Here is a 19,456-nt window from a genome sequence, read left to right on the forward strand (position 1 = left end):
TCAGCCCTCGTTCGAATTCGGTTCGGCGGACGCAAGCGCGGCACGCACCAGGTCGTCGATGTTCATGCTCTTGATCTCTTCGCTCCGGTCGGCGGTCTGCGGGGCGGCAGGCGTACCGGACGCGGCCGGTGCGGCCGGCGCCCCCTGCTGCTCCGCCGGGCCGGCGAGCCTGAGCAGCGCGTCCAGGAGGCCCGCCTCGCGCAGCGCGGCGACGGGGATCGAGGAGAGCGCCTCGCGGATGGAGTGGTCGTCCCGGTCGGCGACGGTCGCCGGCTCGGGTTCCGCAACGTCCTCGATGGCCGGGAGGATCTCCTCCAGGAGGAACTCGGCCATCACGACCGGGCTCGGGTAGTCGAACATCATGGTCGCCGGCAGGCGCATCCCGGTCGCGGTCTGGAGCCGGTTGCGCAGGTCGATCGCGGCCAGCGAGTCGAGCCCCAGGTCCGTGAAGCCCTTGTTGACGTCGATGGTGTCCGGGTCGCTGTGGCTGACCGCCGCGACCTGGGCCCGGATCAGGTCCAGCACCGCCGGCTCCCGGTCGGCGGGCCGCATCCGGGCCAGCCGCTCCTCCAGGGAGCCCGAGCCGGCCGCGGCCGCGGCCGCCACGGCCGGGGCCCGTACGTCCTGGCGCTGCTGCGCCGCCGGTTCGGCCTTCAGCACGTCCCGCAGGAGGACCGGGGCCGCGCCGGGGTTTGCACCGCGGCCGGCGTTGTCGACACGGATCGGGGCGATCATCACCTCGTCGAGGGTCATCGCCTCGTCGAAGAGCTGGAGCCCCTCCGCGGTCGGCAGGGCCGGCAGGCCCAGCGACTTCATCCGGCCGAGGTCGGAGTCGGTGACCCCGCCGCCCAGTCCGGTCTTCGTCTCCCACAGGCCGAACGCCAGCGAGGTGGCGGGCAGGCCGAGCGAGCGGCGGTGCGCGGAGAGCCCGTCCAGGAACCGGTTGGCCGCCGCGTAGTTGCCCTGCCCGGCGCCGACCACGAGACCGGCGCATGAGGAGAAGAGGACGAAGGCGGACAGGTCCAGGCCGATCGTCGCCTCGTGCAGGTGCCAGGCGGCGTCCGCCTTCGGCCGCAGCACGGCGTCGACCTGCTCCGCCGTCAGCTGCGCGGTCAGCGCGTTGTCCATCAGCGCCGCCGCGTGCACGACGGCGGTCAGCGGCTGCTCGGCGGGGACGCCGGCCAGCAGCGCGTCCACGGCGCCGCGGTCCGACACGTCGCAGGCGACGACCGAGACCTGGGCCCCGAGCCCGGCCAGCTCGGCCCGCAGCTCCTTCGCGCCCGGTGCGTCCGGGCCGCGGCGGCTGGTGAGCAGCAGGTGGCGCACACCGTGCTCCGCCACCAGGTGGCGGGCGGTGATCGCGCCGAGGCCGCTCGTACCGCCGGTGATCACAACGGTGCCCTCCGCCGACCAGGGCAGCTCGGAGGCGACCTGGCTGGAGGCGATCCGGGCCAGGCGCGGGACCTTGACCTCGCTGCCGCGTACGGCCGCCTCCGGCTCCCCGGTCGCGACGATGGCGGGCAGCACCTGGTGGGCGGCGGCCGAGCCGTCGGTGTCCACCAGGAGGAAGCGTCCCGGGTTCTCCTCCTCCGCCGAGCGCAGCAGACCCCAGACGGGCGCCTGCGCCAGGTCGACGGTGTCGGTGTCCTTCGCCTGGACCGCGCCGCGGGTGACCACGGCGAGCCGGGACCGGCCGAAGCGGGGTTCGTCGAGCCAGGTCCGCAGGACGTCGAGGACGGCGCCGGTCACGGACCGGACAGCGTCCGGAACCTCGCCCCCGCCGGCCGGTACGGGCAGCAGGACCACCTCGGGCAGCTGCGCGCCGCCGTCCAGGGCCGCGGCGAGCGCCGCCAGGTCCGGGTAGACGGCCATGCCTTCGCCGAAGGTGTGGTCCGCACCGCCGCCGAGCAACGCCCAGCGGTCGGCGGTCGCCGTGTGGCTGGCGCCCAGCGGCAGCTGGTTCCACACCAGGTGGAACATCGACGGGCGCTCGCCCTGCCCGGCGGCCGCGGCGGCGTTGACGCGGGCCGCCGTGACGGGGCGGACCACCAGGGAGTCGATCGTCGCGACCGGGGTGCCCCGCAGGTCGGACAGTTCGATGCGGACGGCGTCGGAGCCCTGCGACTTGTGCGACTCGACAGCCGTGATCCGGCCCCGGAGCTGCGAGGAACCGGCGGCGTGCAGGGTCACTCCGGCCCAGGCGAACGGGAGCTGGGTGCCCCCGACGTCCTGCGGGCGGCGCCCGTCCATGAAGTCGGTCGCGCTGAGCGAGCCGTCGAGGATCGACGGGTGGATCCGGTACTCGGTGCCCACCGCCAGGTTGTCCTCGGGCAGCGACACCTCGACGAAGGTCTCCTTGCCGCGCGTCCAGATCCCGCGCAGGCAGCGGAACATGGGCCCGTACCCGTAGCCCTGGCCGGTGAGGTAGTCGTACACGCCGGAGATGTCGACCTCCTCCGCGCCCTGCGGCGGCCAGACCCCGGTCCCGACCCCGAACGACTCGGGAGCCGGCGGGTGCTGGGCCCCGGGAGCGAGGACACCGCTCGCGTGCCGCGTCCACGGTGTGTCCGCCGGGCCGTCGTCGGGCCGCGAGTACACCGCGAGCGAGCGCCGGCCGGTGGCGTCGGCCGCGTCGACGGTGACCTGGATGGCCAGGCCGCCGCCGTCCTCGCGCATCGGCATCAGCGCCTCGATGGTGAGCTCGTCGATCACGTCGCAGCCGACCTCCTCACCGGCGCGGATCGCGAGCTCCACGTACCCGGTGCCGGGCAGGAGCACGGTCCCGAGGACGTCGTGGTCGGCCAGCCACGCGTGCGTCTTGACCGACAGCCGGCCGGTCAGGACCACGCCCCCGCCCTCCGGGGAGGCCACCACGGCGCTCAGCAGCGGGTGCTGCGCCGGCTGCTGGCCCATGCTGGTGACATCGCCGGCCGGGGCCGCCGCCGGAGCGTCGAGCCAGTAGGGCCGCCGCTCGAAGGCGTACGTCGGCAGCTCGACCACCTGCGCACCGGTGCCGGCGTGCAGCGCCGTCCAGTCGACGGGGGCGCCGGTGGTGTGGAGCCGGGCGAGCGCCGTCAGGAGGGTGCGGGCCTCGGGGCGGTTCTTGCGGACGGCGGGCTCGACCACGGCGTCCTGCCCGTCCAGGGTGCTCTGGGCGAGGGCGGTCAGGACCGCGTCGGGGCCGAGCTCCAGGAAGGTCCGGACGCCCTTCGCGGCGAGGTGCTGGACGGTGTCGGAGAACCGGACGGCCTCGCGCAGGTGGCGGGTCCAGTAGTCCGGGGTGCCCCAGTCCTCGCTGATCGCGCCGTGCACACCGGCCACGACCGGGATCGCCGGCTCGTGCCGGGTCACGGACTCGGCCACGAGGTGGAACTCGGCGAGCGCCGGGTCCATCAGCGGCGAGTGGAAGGCATGCGAGACGCGCAGCCGGGTCGACTTGCGGCCCTGCTCGGTGAACGCGGCCCGGATCGCCTCGACGGCCTCCTCGGTACCCGAGACCACGATGGAGCGCGGGCTGTTGATCGCGGCGATGCCGGCCTCGTCCGAGAGGAACGGCAGCACCTCCGGTTCGGTGGCCTCGATCGCGGCCATCGCGCCGCCGGCGGGCAGCGCCTGCATCAGGCGGCCGCGGGCGGTGACGAGGCGGGCCGCGTCCTCCAGCGACAGCACCCCGGCGGCGTGGGCGGCCGAGATCTCGCCGATCGAGTGACCGGCCAGGAAGTCCGGCCGCACGCCCCACGACTCGACGAGCCGGAACAGCGCCGTCTCGATCGCGAACAGGGCGGGCTGCGTGTAGGCGGTGCTGTTCAGCAGCGCTTCGTCCTCGGCGGAGTCGCCCCACATCACCTCGTACAGCGGCCTGTCGAGGTACGGGTCGACCGCCGCGACGACCTCGTCGAGGGCGGCGGCGAACACCGGGAACGCGGCGTGCAGTTCACGTCCCATGCCCGGGCGCTGCGCGCCCTGGCCCGTGAACAGGAACGCGGTGGCCCCGTCCACGCGGCCGCCGGTGACGACGTCCGCGGACTCCGTCCCGCCGGCCAGCTTCGCCAGCTCGCGGATCGCCGCCGCACGGTCGTCGGCGAGGACGACCGCACGGTGCTCCAGCGCCGCCCGGGACGCCACCAGCGAGTAGCCGACGTCGGCCAGGGACTGCTCCGGGTGGGCCTCCAGGTGCGCGCGCAGCGCCTGGGCCTGCCGCGGCAGCCCCTTGGCGTTCTTCGCGGACACGGTCAGGGCGACCGGAGCGGCGGCCCCGGCGGGCGGGGTGGCCGCCGCCGGATCGGGCTCCTGCGTACGCTCCTGCGCCTGCGGTGTCGGTGCCTGCGGGGCCTCCTCCAGGATGACGTGGGCGTTCGTACCGCTCAGGCCGAACGAGGAGACACCCGCACGGCGCGGGCGCCCGCCCGCCGGCCACTCGACCGGCTCGGTCAGCAGCCGTACGTTGCCCTCGGTCCAGTCGACCTGCGGCGACGGCTCGTCCACGTGCAGCGTCTTCGGCAGCACGCCGTGGCGCAGCGCCTCCACCATCTTGATCACACCGCTGACACCGGCCGCCGCCTGGGCGTGCCCGATGTTCGACTTGATGGAGCCCAGCCACAGCGGCTTGTCCTCGTCGCGGCCCTGCCCGTAGGTGGCCAGCAGCGCCTGTGCCTCGATCGGGTCGCCGAGGCGGGTACCCGTGCCGTGGCCCTCGACGGCGTCCACATCGGCCGTCGTGAGCCCGGCCGCGGCCAGCGCCTGCTGGATGACCCGCTGCTGGGACGGCCCGTTGGGGGCGGTGAGGCCGTTGGACGCGCCGTCCTGGTTGATGGCGCTGCCGCGGATCACGGCGAGCACCGGGTGGCCGAGCCGTTCCGCGTCGGAGAGCCGCTCGACGAGCAGCAGGCCGATGCCCTCCGCCCAGCCGGTGCCGTCGGCGGCCCCGGCGAATGCCTTGGAGCGGCCGTCGGCGGCGAGTCCGCGCTGCTGGCTGAAGTCGACGAACAGGTCCGGCGTCGGCATGACGGTCACACCGCCGGCCAGCGCCATCGTGATCTCACCGGAGCGCAGCGCCTGGCAGGCCATGTGCAGGCTGACCAGGGACGAGGAGCACGCGGTGTCGACGGTGACGGCCGGGCCCTCCAGGCCGAGGGTGTACGCGACGCGACCCGAGGCGATGGAGCCCGCGCTGCCGTTGCCCAGGTATCCCGCGAGGTCCTCGGGGACGTCGGTGAGCCGGCTGCCGTACTCGTGGTACATGATGCCCGCGTACACGCCGGTCCGGCTGCCGCGCAGCGTCTGCGGGTCGATCCCGGCCCGCTCGAACGTCTCCCACGCGGCCTCCAGCAGCAGGCGCTGCTGCGGGTCCATCGCGAGCGCCTCGCGCGGCATGATCCCGAAGAACTCCGCGTCGAACTCGGCGGCGTCGTACAGGAAGCCGCCGTCCTTGGCGTACGTCTTGCCGGGTGTTCCGGGCTCGGGGTCGTAGATGGCGTCGGCGTCCCAGCCGCGGTCGGCCGGGAACGCCCCGACTGCGTCCCTGCCCTCCGCGACCAGCTGCCACAGGTCCTCGGCGGACCGCACGCCGCCCGGGAAGCGGCAGCTGATCGACACGATGGCGATCGGGTCCGTGTCGGACGCAGCGGCGGAGCGGGGCGCGGTGGCGGCGGCCGGGGCCGCCTGGGCGGTCGTCGCCGACAGCTTGTCCACCACGAAGCCCGCGACCGCCCGGGAGTTGGGGTAGTCGAAGACCAGCGTGGCCGGCAGCCGCAGACCGGTCGCCGCCTGGAGCAGGTTGCGCAGTTCGACGGCGGCCAGCGAGTCGAAGCCCTGCTCGCGGAAGGCGGTCTCCGGTCCGATCGCGTCCGGGGACGCGTGCCCGAGCACCGATGCCACCTGGGTGCGGACGAGTTCGAGGACGATCCGGTCCCGCTCCTGGGCGGAGGCCCCGGCCAGGCGGCGCTCCAGCTCCGAGGTCTCGGAGCCCTGCGCCTGCACGGTCCGGCGGACCGGGCCGCGCACCTTGCCCCGCAGCAGCGCGGGCAGGTCCCCGCCGCGGGCGGCGAGCGCCGCGGCGTCGGTCTTCAGCGGCAGCACCACCGCGTCCTCGCCGGCGACGGCCGCGTCGAAGAGGGCGAGGCCCTCCGCGACGGTCAGCGCCGGCAGGCCCAGCCGCTTCATCCGCTCCAGGTCGGCGTCGGTGAGGTCACCGCCGAGACCGGTGCTGATGCCCCACATGCCGAACGCGGGTGACGTGGCCGGCAGGCCGGAGGCCCGGCGGTGCGTGGCGAGGGCGTCCAGGAAGGAGTTGGCCGCCGCGTAGTCGGCCTGGCCGGCGGCCAGTACGGAGCCGCCCGCGGAGGAGAACAGGACGAACGCCGAGAGTCCGGCGTCCCGGGTCAGCTCGTGCAGGTTCCACGCACCGTCGGTCTTCGGCCGCAGTACGGAGTCGAAGCCCTCGGCGGTCAGCGAACCGACGAGCCCGCCGCCCGCGACGGCGGCCGCGTGCACCACCCCGCGCAGCGGGTGGTCCGCGTCGACGCCGGCCAGGACGCCGGCGAGGGACTCCCGGTCCGTCACGTCGCAGGCCGCCACGGAGGCGTGCGCGCCCAGTTCCGCGAGCTCGGCGACGAACGCCGAGGCGTTCGGCGCCGCCGGGCCGCGGCGGCTGGTCAGCAGCAGGTGCCGCACCCCGTGCTCGGTGACCAGGTGGCGGGCCACCAGCGCGCCGAGGCCGCTGGTACCGCCCGTGATCAGCACGGTGCCGGTCGCGCTCCACGGGGAGGCCGGCGCGGGGGAGGCGATCCGGGTCAGGCGCGGGACGCGCACCTCGCCGGAGCGCACCGCCGTCTCGGGTTCGCCGGAGGCCAGCGCGGCGGCCGCGTCGGCGTCCGGGTCTGCGGCGTCGGCGGCCACGTCGACCAGCACGAACCGGCCGGGGTTCTCCGCCTCGGCGGCCCGGACCAGACCCCACACGGAGGCCTGCGCCGGATCGGCGTCCTCGCCGGGCAGCACCGCGACACCGCCGCGGGTGACCACGGCGAGGCGGGTGGCCCCGGACTCCGGACCCGCCAGCCACCCCTGGACCTTCGCGAGCACCTCGGGCACCACCGCACGCACCCGGGCCGCGGCGTCGTCGCCGGCCGGGACGGGGGCGAACCACACGGCGGCTCCGGCCGCTTCGGCTCCGTTCGGCGCCGTACGCAGCCACTCCACGCGGTGCAGGGCCGCGGACGCGCCACCGGAGGCGGCGGCGAGCTGCGCCTCGGAAACCGGACGCGACACCAGCGACTCCACGGTCGCCACGGGCGCACCCGTCTCGTCGGCGACCATGATCGCCGACACTTCGTCGCCGCGGACACGGCGGATGTGCACCCGCAGCACGGACGTACCGGCCGCGTGCAGGGTGACCCCGTTCCAGGAGAACGGGAGCAGCGTCGCCCCCTCGGCGGCGCCGTTGCCGCCGAGCAGGTCCGCGTGCATCGCGGCGTCGAGGAGCGCCGGGTGCAGACCGAACCGCGCGGCGTCGGCGTGCGCCGACTCGGGCAGCGCCACCTCGGCGAACACGTCGTCGCCCCGGACCCAGGCGGCCTTCAGGCCCTGGAACACCGGGCCGTACGCGTACCCGCGCTCCAGCAGCCGGTCGTACGCGCCGTCGACGCCGAGCGCGGTCGCACCGGCCGGGGGCCACTGCGACAGGTCGAACGCCGGAGCGGGTGCACCGGGGACCACCGTGCCGTAGGCGTGACGGGTCCACGGGGCGTCCGGGGCGGAGCCGCGGGAGTGGACGGAGACCGAGCGGGCGCCGGAGGAGTCCGGGGTACCGACCCGCACCTGGAGGGCCACGCCGCCGCGGGCGGGCACGATCAGCGGTGCCTCGAGGAGCAGTTCCTCGATCCGGTCGCAGCCGACCTGGTCGCCGGCCCGGACGGCCAGCTCCACGAAGCCGGTGCCCGGCAGCAGGATCGAGCCGAGGACGTCGTGGTCGGCCAGCCAGGGCTGGGTGTCGACCGACAGGCGCCCGGTCAGGACGACTTCACCGGAGTCCGCGGCGGCGATCGCGGCGCTGAGCAGCGGGTGCCCGACGGATTCGAGACCGGCGGAGCCGAGCCCGGCACCGCCGCCCGCCGTGGCGCCCGCCAGCCAGTACCGCTGGTGCTGGAAGGCGTACGTCGGCAGATCGGCCCAGCGGTCCTCGGCGGCCCGGTAGAAGGCCGCCCAGTCGATCGGCGTACCGGTGGTGTGGAGCTGTGCGAGCGCGGCCAGGAGGGCCGGCGCCTCGGGGCGGTTCCTGCGCAGCACCGGCTCGACGACGGGGGCGTCCGCGTCGGTGCCGGTGTCGGGAGCGGTGTCGGGAGCGGTGTCGAGGGTGGTGCGGGTGAGTGCGGTCAGGACGGCGTCGGGGCCGAGCTCCAGGAAGGTCTGGACGCCCTTGGCGGCGAGGTGCTGGACGGTGTCGGAGAAGCGGACGGCTTCGCGCAGGTGGCGGGTCCAGTACTCCGGGGTGCCCCAGTCCTCGCTGATCTCGCCGTGGACCCCGGCGACGACCGGGATCTGCGCGGGGGCGTACGTCACGGATTCGGCGACGGCCCGGAACTCGGCCAGGACCGGGTCCATCAGCGGTGAGTGGAAGGCGTGCGAGACGCGCAGCCGGGTCGTCTTGCGGCCCTGCTCCGTGAACTGCGCCTGGATGGCGTTGACGGCCTCCTCGGTACCCGAGACCACGATCGAACGGGGGCTGTTGATCGCCGCGACCCCGACCGTGTCGCTCAGGTGCGGGAGGATCTCCTCCTCCGTCGCCTCGATCGCGGCCATCGCACCGCCCGCGGGCAGCGCCTGCATCAGGCGGCCACGGGCGGCCACCAGACGGGCCGCGTCCTCCAGCGACAGCACCCCGGCTACATGAGCCGCGGTGATCTCGCCGATGGAGTGCCCGGCCAGGAAGTCCGGCCGGACCCCCCAGGACTCGACGAGGCGGAACAGGGCGGTCTCGATGGCGAAGAGGGCGGGCTGGGTGTAGGCGGTGCTGTTGAGGAGCGCCTCGTCCTCGGCGGACTCGCCCCACATCACCTCGTACAACGGCCTGTCGAGGTGCACGTCCAGCGCGGCGACCACCGCATCGAGAGCGTCCGCGAACACCGGGTATGCGGCGTGCAGTTCGCGGCCCATGCCCAGACGCTGAGCGCCCTGGCCGGTGAACAGGAAGGCGGACTTGCCCTCCCGCACCTGGCCCTGCACCACGCCCGGCGCGGTGGCGCCCTCGGCGAGGGCGGTCAGGCCCGCGAGGAGCTCCTCACGGGTCTCACCGAGGACGACGGCCCGCTCGTTCAGCCGGGCGCGCCGCGTGGCCAGCGCCCGGCCCGTCACGGCGAGGTCCGCGTCGTCCAGGGTGCCCAGGTGCGCGACCAGGCGCTCCGCCTGCGCCCGGACGGCCTGCGCCGTGCGGCCGGACACCACCCAGGGGAGCAGCCCGCCTGCGGTCTCGGGGGCCTCCGCGGGCGCCTCGGCCGGGGCCGCCACCGGCGGCTCCTCGAGGATCAGGTGGGCGTTCGTACCGCTGATGCCGAAGGAGGAGACGCCCGCCCGGCGCGGTCGCTCGCCCGCCGGCCACTCGACCGCGTCGGTCAGCAGCTCCACCGCGCCCGCCTCCCAGGCGACCTGGGGGGAGGGCTCGTCGGCGAACAGGGTTCGCGGCAGGACGCCGTGTTCCATCGCCTGGAGCATCTTGATGACGCCCGCGACACCGGCGGCGGCCTGCGTGTGGCCGATGTTGGACTTGATCGAGCCGAGCAGCAGCGGCCGGCCGTCCTGCGGACGCTCCTGGCCGTACGTGTCGAGCAGGGCCTGCGCCTCGATGGGGTCGCCCAGCGTGGTGCCGGTGCCGTGGCCCTCGACGACGTCGACGTCGGCGGCGGTCAGGCCGCCGTCCTGGAGGGCGCGGCGGATGACGCGCTGCTGCGACGGGCCGTTGGGGGCGGTCAGACCGTTGGACGCGCCGTCCGAGTTGACCGCGGAACCGCGCAGGACACCGAGGATGCGGTGGCCGTTGCGCTCGGCGTCCGACTGGCGCTCCAGCAGCACCAGGCCGACGCCCTCGCCCCACCCGGTGCCGTCGGCGCCGCTGCCGAAGGACTTGCACCGGCCGTCGGCGGCCAGGCCGCCCTGACGGCTCATGTCGATGAAGGTGTCCGGGGTGGACATGACGGTCACGCCGCCCGCGAGCGCCAGCCCGCAGTCGCCGCGCCGCAGCGCCTGCGCCGCCCAGTGCATGGCGACGAGGGACGAGGAGCACGCCGTGTCCACCGTCACCGCTGGGCCTTCGAGGCCGAGCGCGTAGGCGACGCGGCCCGAGACCACGCTGGCGAGGCTGCCGTTGCCGTGGTAGCCGGCGAGCTGCTCCGGCAGCGGGCCCAGGCGCAGGCCCCAGTCGTGGTACATCACACCGGCGAACACGCCGGTGTCGCTGCCGCGCAGGGCGTGCGGGTCGATGCCGGCCCGCTCGAACGTCTCCCAGGAGACTTCGAGGAGCAGTCGCTGCTGCGGGTCCATGGCCTGCGCCTCGCGCGGGCTGATCCCGAAGAACTCGGCGTCGAACTCGGCGGCGTCGTAGAGGAATCCGCCCTTGTCGCTGAGGCTCTTGCCGGGCTTGCCCGGCTCCGGGTCGTGGATGTCGGAGTCCCAGCCGCGGTCGGTCGGGAACGAGCCGACGGCGTCGACCCCGCCCTGTACCAGCTGCCACAGGTCGTCCGGCGTCGAGACGCCGCCCGGGTACCGGCAGGCCATGCCGACGACCACGATCGGGTCCTCGTCGGCCGGGGTGAGCGCGGCGGCGGGCGCCGCGCTGCGGGCCTCCCGGCCCGGGGCGCCCAGCTTGCCCGCCAGGTGGTCGGCGAGCGCGCTCGGCGACGGGTAGTCGAAGATGAGGGTCGCCGCGAGGGGGAGGCTGATGGCCGAGCTCAGCCGGTTGCGGAGCTCGACGGCCGCGAGCGAGTCGAAGCCCATCTCGTTGAACGCGCGCGTCGGGTTGATCCGGTCGCCGCTCTCGTGACCGAGGACGGCCGCGACCTGCGTACGGACCAGGTCCAGCAGGGCCTCGCCGCGCTCGGCGCGGGACAGGCCGGCCAGCCGGCGGGCCAGGGACTGCTCGACCGGGACGGCGCCGGTGCCCGCGCTGCGGCGGGCGGGGCGGACCAGGCCGCGCAGGACGGACGGGACCTCGGCGGCCCGCGCCTGGAGGGCGCGCAGGTTGAACCGGACGGGTACGACCGCGGCCTCGCCGCCGGTCGCCGTGAGCGCGGCGTCGAGCAGCGCGAGGTTCTCGGCGGGGGACAGCACCTGGAGGCCGAGGCGCTCGATGCGGCGCAGCGCGGCCTCGTCGAGCTGCCCGCCCATGCCGCCGACGCCGGTCCACAGACCCCAGGCGAGGGAGGTCGCCGGGAGGCCGGCGGCGCGGCGGGTGGCGGCCAGCGCGTCGAGGAAGCCGTTGGCGGCCGCGTAGTTGCCCTGGCCGGCCCCGTCGAGCAGGGTCGCCGTGGACGAGAAGAGGACGAAGGCGGACAGGTCCAGCCCCCGTGTCAGTTCGTGCAGGTTCCAGGCGCCGTCGGCCTTGGGCCGCAGGACCGTGTCCAGTCGTCCGGCGTCGAGGGAGCCGATCAGGCCGTCGTCGATGACACCGGCCGCGTGCACGACGGCCGTCAGGGGCCGGTCGGCGGGTATCGCGGCGAGCAGTGCGGCCACCGCGTCCCGGTCGGACGCGTCGCACGCGGCGACGGTCACCGAGGCGCCGAGCCCGGTCAGCTCCTCGGCGGTCTCCCGGACGCCCGGGGCGTCCCCGCCGCGGCGGCCGGTCAGCAGCAGGTGGCGTACGCCGTGCCCGGTGACGAGGTGGCGGGCGACGGCGGCGCCGACCCCGCCGGTGCCGCCGGTGATCAGTACGGTGCCCTGCGCGTCCCACGGGGACGGCTGCGGGTCGGCCGACGGCAGGGTGGCCAGCCGCGACACGTACAGCTCGCCGCCGCGGACGGCGGCCTCGGGCTCGTCGAGGGCCGCGGCGATCCGCAGGAGCTCGTCCGGCTCCAGCGAGCCGTCGGAGTCCAGCAGGACGAACCGGCCCGGGTTCTCCGCCTGCGCGGAGCGCACCAGGCCCCACACCGGGGCCTGGGCCAGGTCGACGTCCTCGCCCGGGGTGACGGCGAGCGCCCCGCGGGTCACCACGACCAGCCGGCCGGTGGCCGACTCCTCGTCGTCGAGCCACCGCCGCAGTGCGCCCAGTACGTCCTCGGCGACGGCGCGCACCTGCGCGGGAACCTCGCCCGCAGCGTCCCGCAGGGCGTGGTGGGCGACGACGGCCGGCGCGTCCTGCTGCGCCGCGGGCAGCGGCCGGGAGGTCCAGCGGAGGTGGAACAGCGCGTCGTGGGCCTGCGGGCGCAGCTGCTCGGCGGTGACCGGGCGGACCGTGAACGACTCGACGGAGGCGACGGGCCGGCCGTCGGCTCCCGTCAGGTCGATCGCGACGGAGTCGGCGCCGGTCGCGGTGATCCGTACCCGCAGTGCGGAGGCGCCGGCCGCGGCCAGGGTCACGCCCGACCAGGCGAACGGCAGCCGCGGGCCGTCGGCGACGGGCTCGGGGGAGGCGAAGTCGGTGGCCTGGAGGACGGCGTCGAGCAGAGCCGGGTGCAGCCCGAACCTTGAGGCCTGGTCCACGACGCTGGCCGGCAGCGCGACCTCCGCGTAGGCCACGCCGTCGGCGCCCTGCCAGACGGCCTTGAGGCCGTGGAAGGCGGGGCCGTAGCCGTACCCCTGGCCGGCCATGTCCTCGTACAGGTGCGCGGTGTCCACGGCGCGGGCGTCGCGCGGCGGCCACACGGTCGCGTCGAACGGCTCGCCGGAGGGGGCCGCGGCCGCGGTCAGCACGCCCGAGGCGTTGCGGGTCCACGGCGCGTCGGCGGGGGCGTCCTCGTCGCGGGAGTAGAAGGCGATCGGACGGCGGCCGTCGTCCCCGGCGGCCTCGACCACGATCTGGAGGGCCACCGCACCCGTCGCGGGCAGCAGCAGCGGAGCCTCCATGATCAGCTCGTCGAGCCGCTCGCAGCCGGTCTCCTCACCCGCGCGCAGCGCGAGTTCGACGAAGGCGGTGCCCGGCAGCAGCGTGCTGCCGGCGATGACGTGGTCGGCCAGCCAGGCCTGCGAGCGCGGCGACACCCGCCCGGTCAGCACGGAGGCGCCGGTGTCGGCGAGGGACACGACCGCACCCAGCAGCGGGTGGTCGGCGGCCACCTGCCCGAGCCCGGCGGCGTCACCGCGGGAGACGGGCGCCGCCAGCCAGTACCGCTCGCGCTGGAACGCGTACGTCGGCAGCTCCACGCGGCGCGCGCCGCTGCCCGCGTAGTACGCCTCCCAGTCCACCCGTGCGCCGCGGGCGTGCGCGGTGGCCAGCGCGGCCGACAGCTGCCGGACGTCGTCGTGGCCGCGGCGCAGGGCGGAGACGAACACCGGTGCCCCGCCGGGGAGTTCGAGGCCGTCCAGGACGTCGCGGCCCAGGCCCGACAGGACCGGGTCGGGGCCGATCTCCACGAACGTGGTCGCGCCGAGCTCGGCGAGGCGGCGTACCCCGTCGTCGAAGCGGACGGCCTCGCGGACGTGGCGCACCCAGTACTCCGGCGAGCACAGCTCGGCGGCCGTCGCGGCGCGCCCGGTCAGCGTCGACACCAGGGGGATGCGCGGGGCGCGGTAGTCGAGGATCTCGGCGATGCGGCGGAACTCCTCCAGCATCGGCTCCATGAGCGGCGAGTGGAAGGCGTGGCTCACCCGCAGCCGCTTGGTGCGGTGCCCGTCGGCCTCCAGCTGCGCCACGACCGCGGCGACGGCCTCGGCCTCGCCGGAGACGACCACGGACGCCGGGCCGTTGACGGCGGCGATGGCCACCCGGTCGGCGACGGACGCCAGCAGCGGAGCGACGGTCTCCTCGGAGGCCGTCACCGCCACCATGGCGCCGCCCTTGGGAAGTTCCTGCATCAGGCGGCCGCGCGCGGCCACCAGCGTCGCGGCGTCGTCCAGCGACAGCACGCCCGCGACGTGCGCGGCGGCCAGCTCGCCGATCGAGTGACCGGCCACGTAGTCGGGGCGCACGCCCCAGGACTCCAGCAGCCGGAAGAGGGCCACCTCGACGGCGAACAGGGTCGCCTGCGCGTACACCGTCTCGCCCAGCAGGGCGCTGTCGGCGCTGTCCTCGGCGGCGAACAGGATCTCGTGCAGCGGCCGGTCCAGCTGGAGGTCGAGGTGGCCGATCGCCTCGTCCAGGGCGGCGGCGAACACCGGCTGGGTGTCGTACAGCCCGCGGCCCATCGCGGCGCGCTGGCTGCCCTGCCCGGTGAAGAGGAACGCCAGGCGGCCGCTGTCGGCGGTGCCCGGGAAGACGTACGGGGACTCCTGGCCGCCGGCCAGGGCGCGCAGGCCCGCCAGCACCCCGTCGCGGTCCTCGGCGGCCACCACCGCACGGTGGGCGAGGCGGGCGCGGGTCGTGGCGAGGGAGTAGCCGAGGTCGGCCGCGGCCGGCGCGTCCTCCTCCTCGGCGCGGGCCAGCAGCCGGGCGGCCTGGGCGCGCAGCGCGGTCCCGCTCGCGGCCGACACCGGCAGCAGCACCGGGGCGGCCTGCGGCGCGGCCCCGGGGGCGGCGGTCCCGGCGTCCGCGGCGGGCTCGGCCGGGTCGGCGGCCGGCGGCTCCTCGATGATGACGTGCGCGTTGGTGCCGCTGACACCGAAGGAGGAGACACCGGCGCGGCGGGGCTCCTCGCCCTTCGGCCAGGCGCGGGACTCGGTCAGCAGACGGACCTCACCCGCCGACCAGTCGACGTTGGGGGTGGGTTCGTCCACGTGCAGCGTGCGGGGCAGCTCGTCGTGCCGCATCGCCATCAGCATCTTGATGACGCCGGCCGAGCCGGCCGCGGCCTGGGTGTGCCCGATGTTCGACTTGGCGGAGCCGAGCCACACCGGCCGCTCCGCGGGGCGGCCCCTGCCGTACGTGGCGAGCAGGGCCTGCGCCTCGATGGGGTCGCCGAGCGTGGTGCCGGTGCCGTGCGCCTCGACCGCGTCGACCTGCTCGCCGGTCAGCCCGGCGTTGGCGAGGGCCTGCCGGATGACCTGCTGCTGGGCGCGGCCGCTGGGCGCGGTCAGGCCGTTGGAGGCGCCGTCCTGGTTGAGGGCGGAACCGCGGATGACGCCGACCACCGGGTGGCCGTTGCGCTGCGCGTCGGACAGCCGCTCCAGGACGAACACGCCGACGCCCTCGGCGAAGGCGGTGCCGTCGGCGGCGGCCGCGAAGGCCTTGACGGTGCCGTCGGGTGCGAGGCCACGCTGCCGGCTGAAGGCGGTGAAGGTGCCGGGGCTGCCCATGACGGCCACACCGCCGGCCAGCGCGAGCGTGCACTCGCCGCGCTGCAGCGACTGGACGGCCAGGTGCATGCCGACGAGGGAGCCGGAGCAGGCGGTGTCCACGGTGAGGGCCGGACCCGCGAGCCCCAGGACGTAGGAGACGCGGCCGGAGATGACGCTGGGGGCGTTGCCGCTCAGCAGGTAGCCGTCGAGGCCGTCGGGGGCCTCGTGCAGCCGCATCGCGTACTCCTGCGGTTCGGCGGCGATGAACACGCCCGCCTCGGTGCCGCGCAGCTCCGCGGGGTCGATGCCGGCCCGCTCGACGGCCTCCCACACGGTTTCCAGCACGAGCCGCTGCTGCGGGTCCATCGCGAGGGCCTCGCGCGGGCTGATCCCGAAGAAGTCGGCGTCGAACTCGGCGGCGTCGGGCAGGAACCCGCCGTGCCGGACGTAGGTGGTGCCGGGCGTCGACGGGTCGTCGGAGAACAGGGCGTCCAGGTCCCAGCCGCGGTCGGCGGGGAACTCGTCCCGGACGTGCTCGCCGTTGCTGACCAGGCGCCACAGGTCCTCGGGGGAGGCGACCCCGCCCGGGTAGCGGCAGCCGATGCCGACGATGGCGATGGGCTCGTCCGAGACGGCCACCGCGCGCACGGGCGCCTCGGGGCGGTCGGACAGGCCCAGGACCTCGGTGCGCAGGTGCGCGGCGAGCTCGGCCGGCGAGGGGTGGTCGAAGGCGACGGTCGGCGGCAGGGCCAGGCCGGTGGCCGTGTTCAGCCGGACCTGGAGCTCCAGCAGGGCGACGGAGTCGAGGCCCAGGTCCTTGAAGGACCGGTCGGGGTCCACGGACACGGGCAGGTCCGCGGGCGCGTCCGGGGCATCGGCGTACTTCGACCGCAGCACGGCGAGCGCGTGATCGCGTACCAGGTCCAGCAGGACGTGGGTCTGCTCGGCCGTCGGAAGCGCTCCGAGGTCACGCACGAGCGCGGACTCCGTCGCCGCGTCCGCCGCGGTGTGACCGGTCGGCACACCGTCGGTGCCGGAGACAAAGTTTCCGGGCTCAGTCATCTGTACTCCAACACTCGTTGTCCGCAGCGGACGAAAAGGACGTAAAGAGGTACGTTCGAAAGGACTCCGATGTGACGGAGCATCAACAAGCTCGCCGTCCGTCCGGAGACGACGGGGCGTCTCCGGACGGACGGCCGGGTCCGTTCGGGCGGACGGGGGACGGCCGTCCGAACGGCTCGGGCGGCGGCCAGGGGCGGTTCCCGGGCGGGGACCCGCCCCCGGTCGTCCAAGCGGGTGGGGTCACTCGGCCGCGGCGCCCGCGTGCTCGACGAGGCTCAGCGCCTGCACCGGGCAGGCCTCGATGGACTCCAGGATCTGGTCGCGCAGCGACTCGCCGGGCTCGTCGACGACGAGGACGGCCTGGCCGTCCTCGTTCTGGTCGAAGACGTCCGGCCCCGAGAGCACACAGGCCCCACAGGCGACGCAGACGTCCTTGTCGATGATGACCTGCAGCATCTTCGTCCTCTTCCTTTACCAGGTGACCGGCAGCTCGTGCAGGCCGTCGATGAGGGCCTTTTCCTTGAACGGGAGCTCCTCCACCGGCTTGGCGAGGCGCAGCCCGGGGATGCGGCGCAGCAGCGTCGTGAACACGACCTCCATCTGCATCCGGACCAGGACCTGGCCGGCGCAGCGGTGGTGGCCGTAGCCGAACGCGATGTTCTGCGCGGCCTCCTTGCGCGTGATGTCGAGCGTGTTCGGGTCCGCGAACACCCGCGGGTCATGGTTGGCGGAGGTCAGGGAGCAGATGACGCCCTCGCCCTTGCGGATCAGCTGGCCGCCGATCTCCACGTCCTCCTTCGCGACCCGGACGGTGCCGTGGTCGGAGACGCTGGAGAAGCGCATCAGCTCGTCGACGGCCTGGCCGGCGAGGTCCGGGTTGTCGCGCAGGAGGGCCGCCTGCTCGGGGTGGCTGAGCAGCACCAGGACGGCCATGGTCATGCCGTTCACGGTGCTTTCGTGGCCACCGGCGATCATCGTGCGCACCAGGGCGCTGATCTCGCCGTCGACCAGTTCGCCGCCGCGCTCCTTGTTGCGCAGGATCAGGCTGCTGATCAGGTCGTCACCGGGCTGCGCCGTACGCTCGGCGATCAGCCGGTGCAGCAGGATCTCCACCTCGGTGTTGGCGGCGGCGTGGTCCTCGGGGGAGCCCTGGGCGACCAGCAGGTTGATCCAGCGGTGGAAGAGCTCGGTGTGGCCCTCCGGGATGTCCAGCAGCTCCACCATCGCGCGGGAGGGCAGCGGCATCGTCAGCGCGGAGACGATGTCCAGCGGGCCGCCCTGGGCGAGCATCGCGTCGATCAGCTCGTCGACGAGCTCCTGAGTGCCGGGCCGCATGGCCTCGACCTTCTTGGCCGTCATCTCCGGCATCAGCATCATGCGGTGCTTGGTGTGGACCGGCGGGTCCATGTGGAAGAGGGTCCGCTGCACGATGCCCTGCTCCAGCAGCTCCAGGGGGAAGCCGAACTGGAGCGGGTAGCCGGGGTCGGCGATGTCCGACTCGAAGCGGCTGTCGCGCAGCATCTGCTGCATGTCCTCGTAACGCGTCAGCAGCCAGGCCTCACGGCCGTTGAACGTCAGCTTCACGCGCGAGACCGGCTCCGTCTCGCGCAGCACGGCGTACTCCGGCGCGGGCTGCATCGGACAACCGGTGCGGGCCAGGGGAAACGCGCGGACCGTCGTCTCCGGCTGCGCGGTGGTGAGTTCCGTCATGGGTGGGTCCCTCTCTCAACCGCTCCGCACCTCATGTGCGGTCACGGCCTGGATCGATCGCGTGGGTCGTCGTCGGGCTCGGGCTCAGCGGGTGGCAGTGGAAGGGCGCACGCACAGGTGCGTCACCGCTCGACGGAAAACGCCTGCGCATTCCTCCCCCGGACTCTCCCCCAGCTGTCGCTGGGAGGTGCCCCATCCGGGGACCCCAACCGGAGTTCACCCCATTCAGGCTGCTGTTCCCACCCCCTGCTGAAAACCCCTAAGCCGCCGCGCCCCTGGTGGGAATGGCGGGGACCGGCCGAAATTAGGGGTGGTGAAGGGTGGTCACAGGGGGCGGCGGCAATGGCGGCGGGGCCCAGGGCGCCGTTTCGATGGAACGAGGGCAACGGGATACCGCCCGGTTGCCGGGAAGGGAAGTCAAGAGTCATGACGGAAACGCTCCAGGGCACCAGCGCATGGATCCGGCGGTTCCAGCCCTCGCCGGACGCCCCCCACCGCCTCGTCTGCTTCCCGCACGCGGGCGGCGCCGCCACGTACTTCTTCCCGATGGCCCAGGCGCTCGCGCCGGACGTGGACGTCCTGGCCGTCCAGTACCCCGGCCGCCAGGACCGCCGCAGCGAGCCCTGCATCGAGGACATCGGGACGCTCGCCGAGCACGCCGCCGAGGAGGTCCTGGGCTGGTCCGACCGGCCCGTGACCCTGTTCGGGCACAGCATGGGAGCCCTGATCGCCTTCGAGACCGCCCGCCGTCTGGAGGAGCGGGGCAGGCCGGCGGCCGGGCTCGTGGTCTCCGGCATGCGCGCCCCGTCCCGCCGCGGCGGGACCGGTGGCGGTACGGGTGGCGGGACGGGCGGCGGGACGGGCGACGGCGGTACGGCCCGGGCCGAGACCGAGGAGGAGCTCGTCGCCGGCATCCTGCGCCTCCAGGGCACGGACGCGGCCGTCCTGGACGACCCCGAGCTGGTCCGCATGATCCTGCCCACCATCCGCAGCGACTACAAGGCCGCCGAGAGCTACCGCTGGCGCCCCGGCCCGCCGCTGCGCACGCCGATCGCCGTGCTGACGGGCAGCGAGGACCCGCACGTGAGCGCGGACGGGGCCGCCGCCTGGCGGGAACACACCGCCGGGCCGTTCACCCTCTCCCTCTTCACCGGGGGGCACTTCTTCCTGAACGAACACGCCGACGACGTCCGGAGGGTCGTGAGCGACCACATTTCCCGGTCGTTCCAACCGAACTCAGTCTGAATTCAAGCGACACCTGAAAAGAAGGATGTCCTGTCTCCCTCGGCTCTTTTCCAGCCGGTTCCACGGGGGGACGAACCGAGCCACA

Annotated in this window: 4 protein-coding genes; 1 reads left to right on the top strand and 3 read right to left on the bottom strand. The window is 74.7% G+C overall.

From position 1 onward, the window contains the following. The 3 genes from ACIPK4_RS26300 to ACIPK4_RS26310 form a co-directional block, all read right to left on the bottom strand. On the bottom strand, positions 1–16,416 hold the full coding sequence (locus ACIPK4_RS26300) for an SDR family NAD(P)-dependent oxidoreductase (RefSeq protein ID WP_402316568.1): 16,416 nt from the start codon (positions 16,414–16,416) through the stop codon (positions 1–3). Between the two features lie 240 nt (positions 16,417–16,656). Then, positions 16,657–16,872 carry a ferredoxin gene (locus tag ACIPK4_RS26305; protein ID WP_376204153.1) on the bottom strand — a complete coding sequence of 72 codons (216 nt, stop codon included), beginning with the start codon at positions 16,870–16,872 and terminating at the stop codon, positions 16,657–16,659. Between the two features lie 15 nt (positions 16,873–16,887). Further along, a complete protein-coding gene (locus ACIPK4_RS26310; RefSeq protein WP_402316572.1) occupies positions 16,888–18,126 on the bottom strand; it encodes a cytochrome P450 in 1,239 nt (412 codons plus the stop codon). Positions 18,127–18,552: 426 nt separating this feature from the next. Between ACIPK4_RS26310 and ACIPK4_RS26315 the strand changes: the two genes are divergently transcribed. Then, entirely contained in the window at positions 18,553–19,371 is an 819-nt protein-coding gene (locus ACIPK4_RS26315) for a thioesterase II family protein (RefSeq protein ID WP_402316575.1), read from the top strand. Positions 19,372–19,456 lie beyond the last annotated feature (85 nt).

This window comes from Streptomyces sp. NPDC086989 (assembly GCF_044745505.1).
Lineage (GTDB): Bacteria > Actinomycetota > Actinomycetes > Streptomycetales > Streptomycetaceae > Streptomyces.

What these genes read in the sequence shown, in the direction of transcription:
- ACIPK4_RS26310 (WP_402316572.1), bottom strand. Translation starts at nt 18,126, where the DNA reads ATGACGGAACTCACCACCGCGCAGCCGGAGACGACGGTCCGCGCGTTT.
- ACIPK4_RS26300 (WP_402316568.1), bottom strand. Translation starts at nt 16,416, where the DNA reads ATGACTGAGCCCGGAAACTTTGTCTCCGGCACCGACGGTGTGCCGACC.
- ACIPK4_RS26315 (WP_402316575.1), top strand. Translation starts at nt 18,553, where the DNA reads ATGACGGAAACGCTCCAGGGCACCAGCGCATGGATCCGGCGGTTCCAG.
- ACIPK4_RS26305 (WP_376204153.1), bottom strand. Translation starts at nt 16,872, where the DNA reads ATGCTGCAGGTCATCATCGACAAGGACGTCTGCGTCGCCTGTGGGGCC.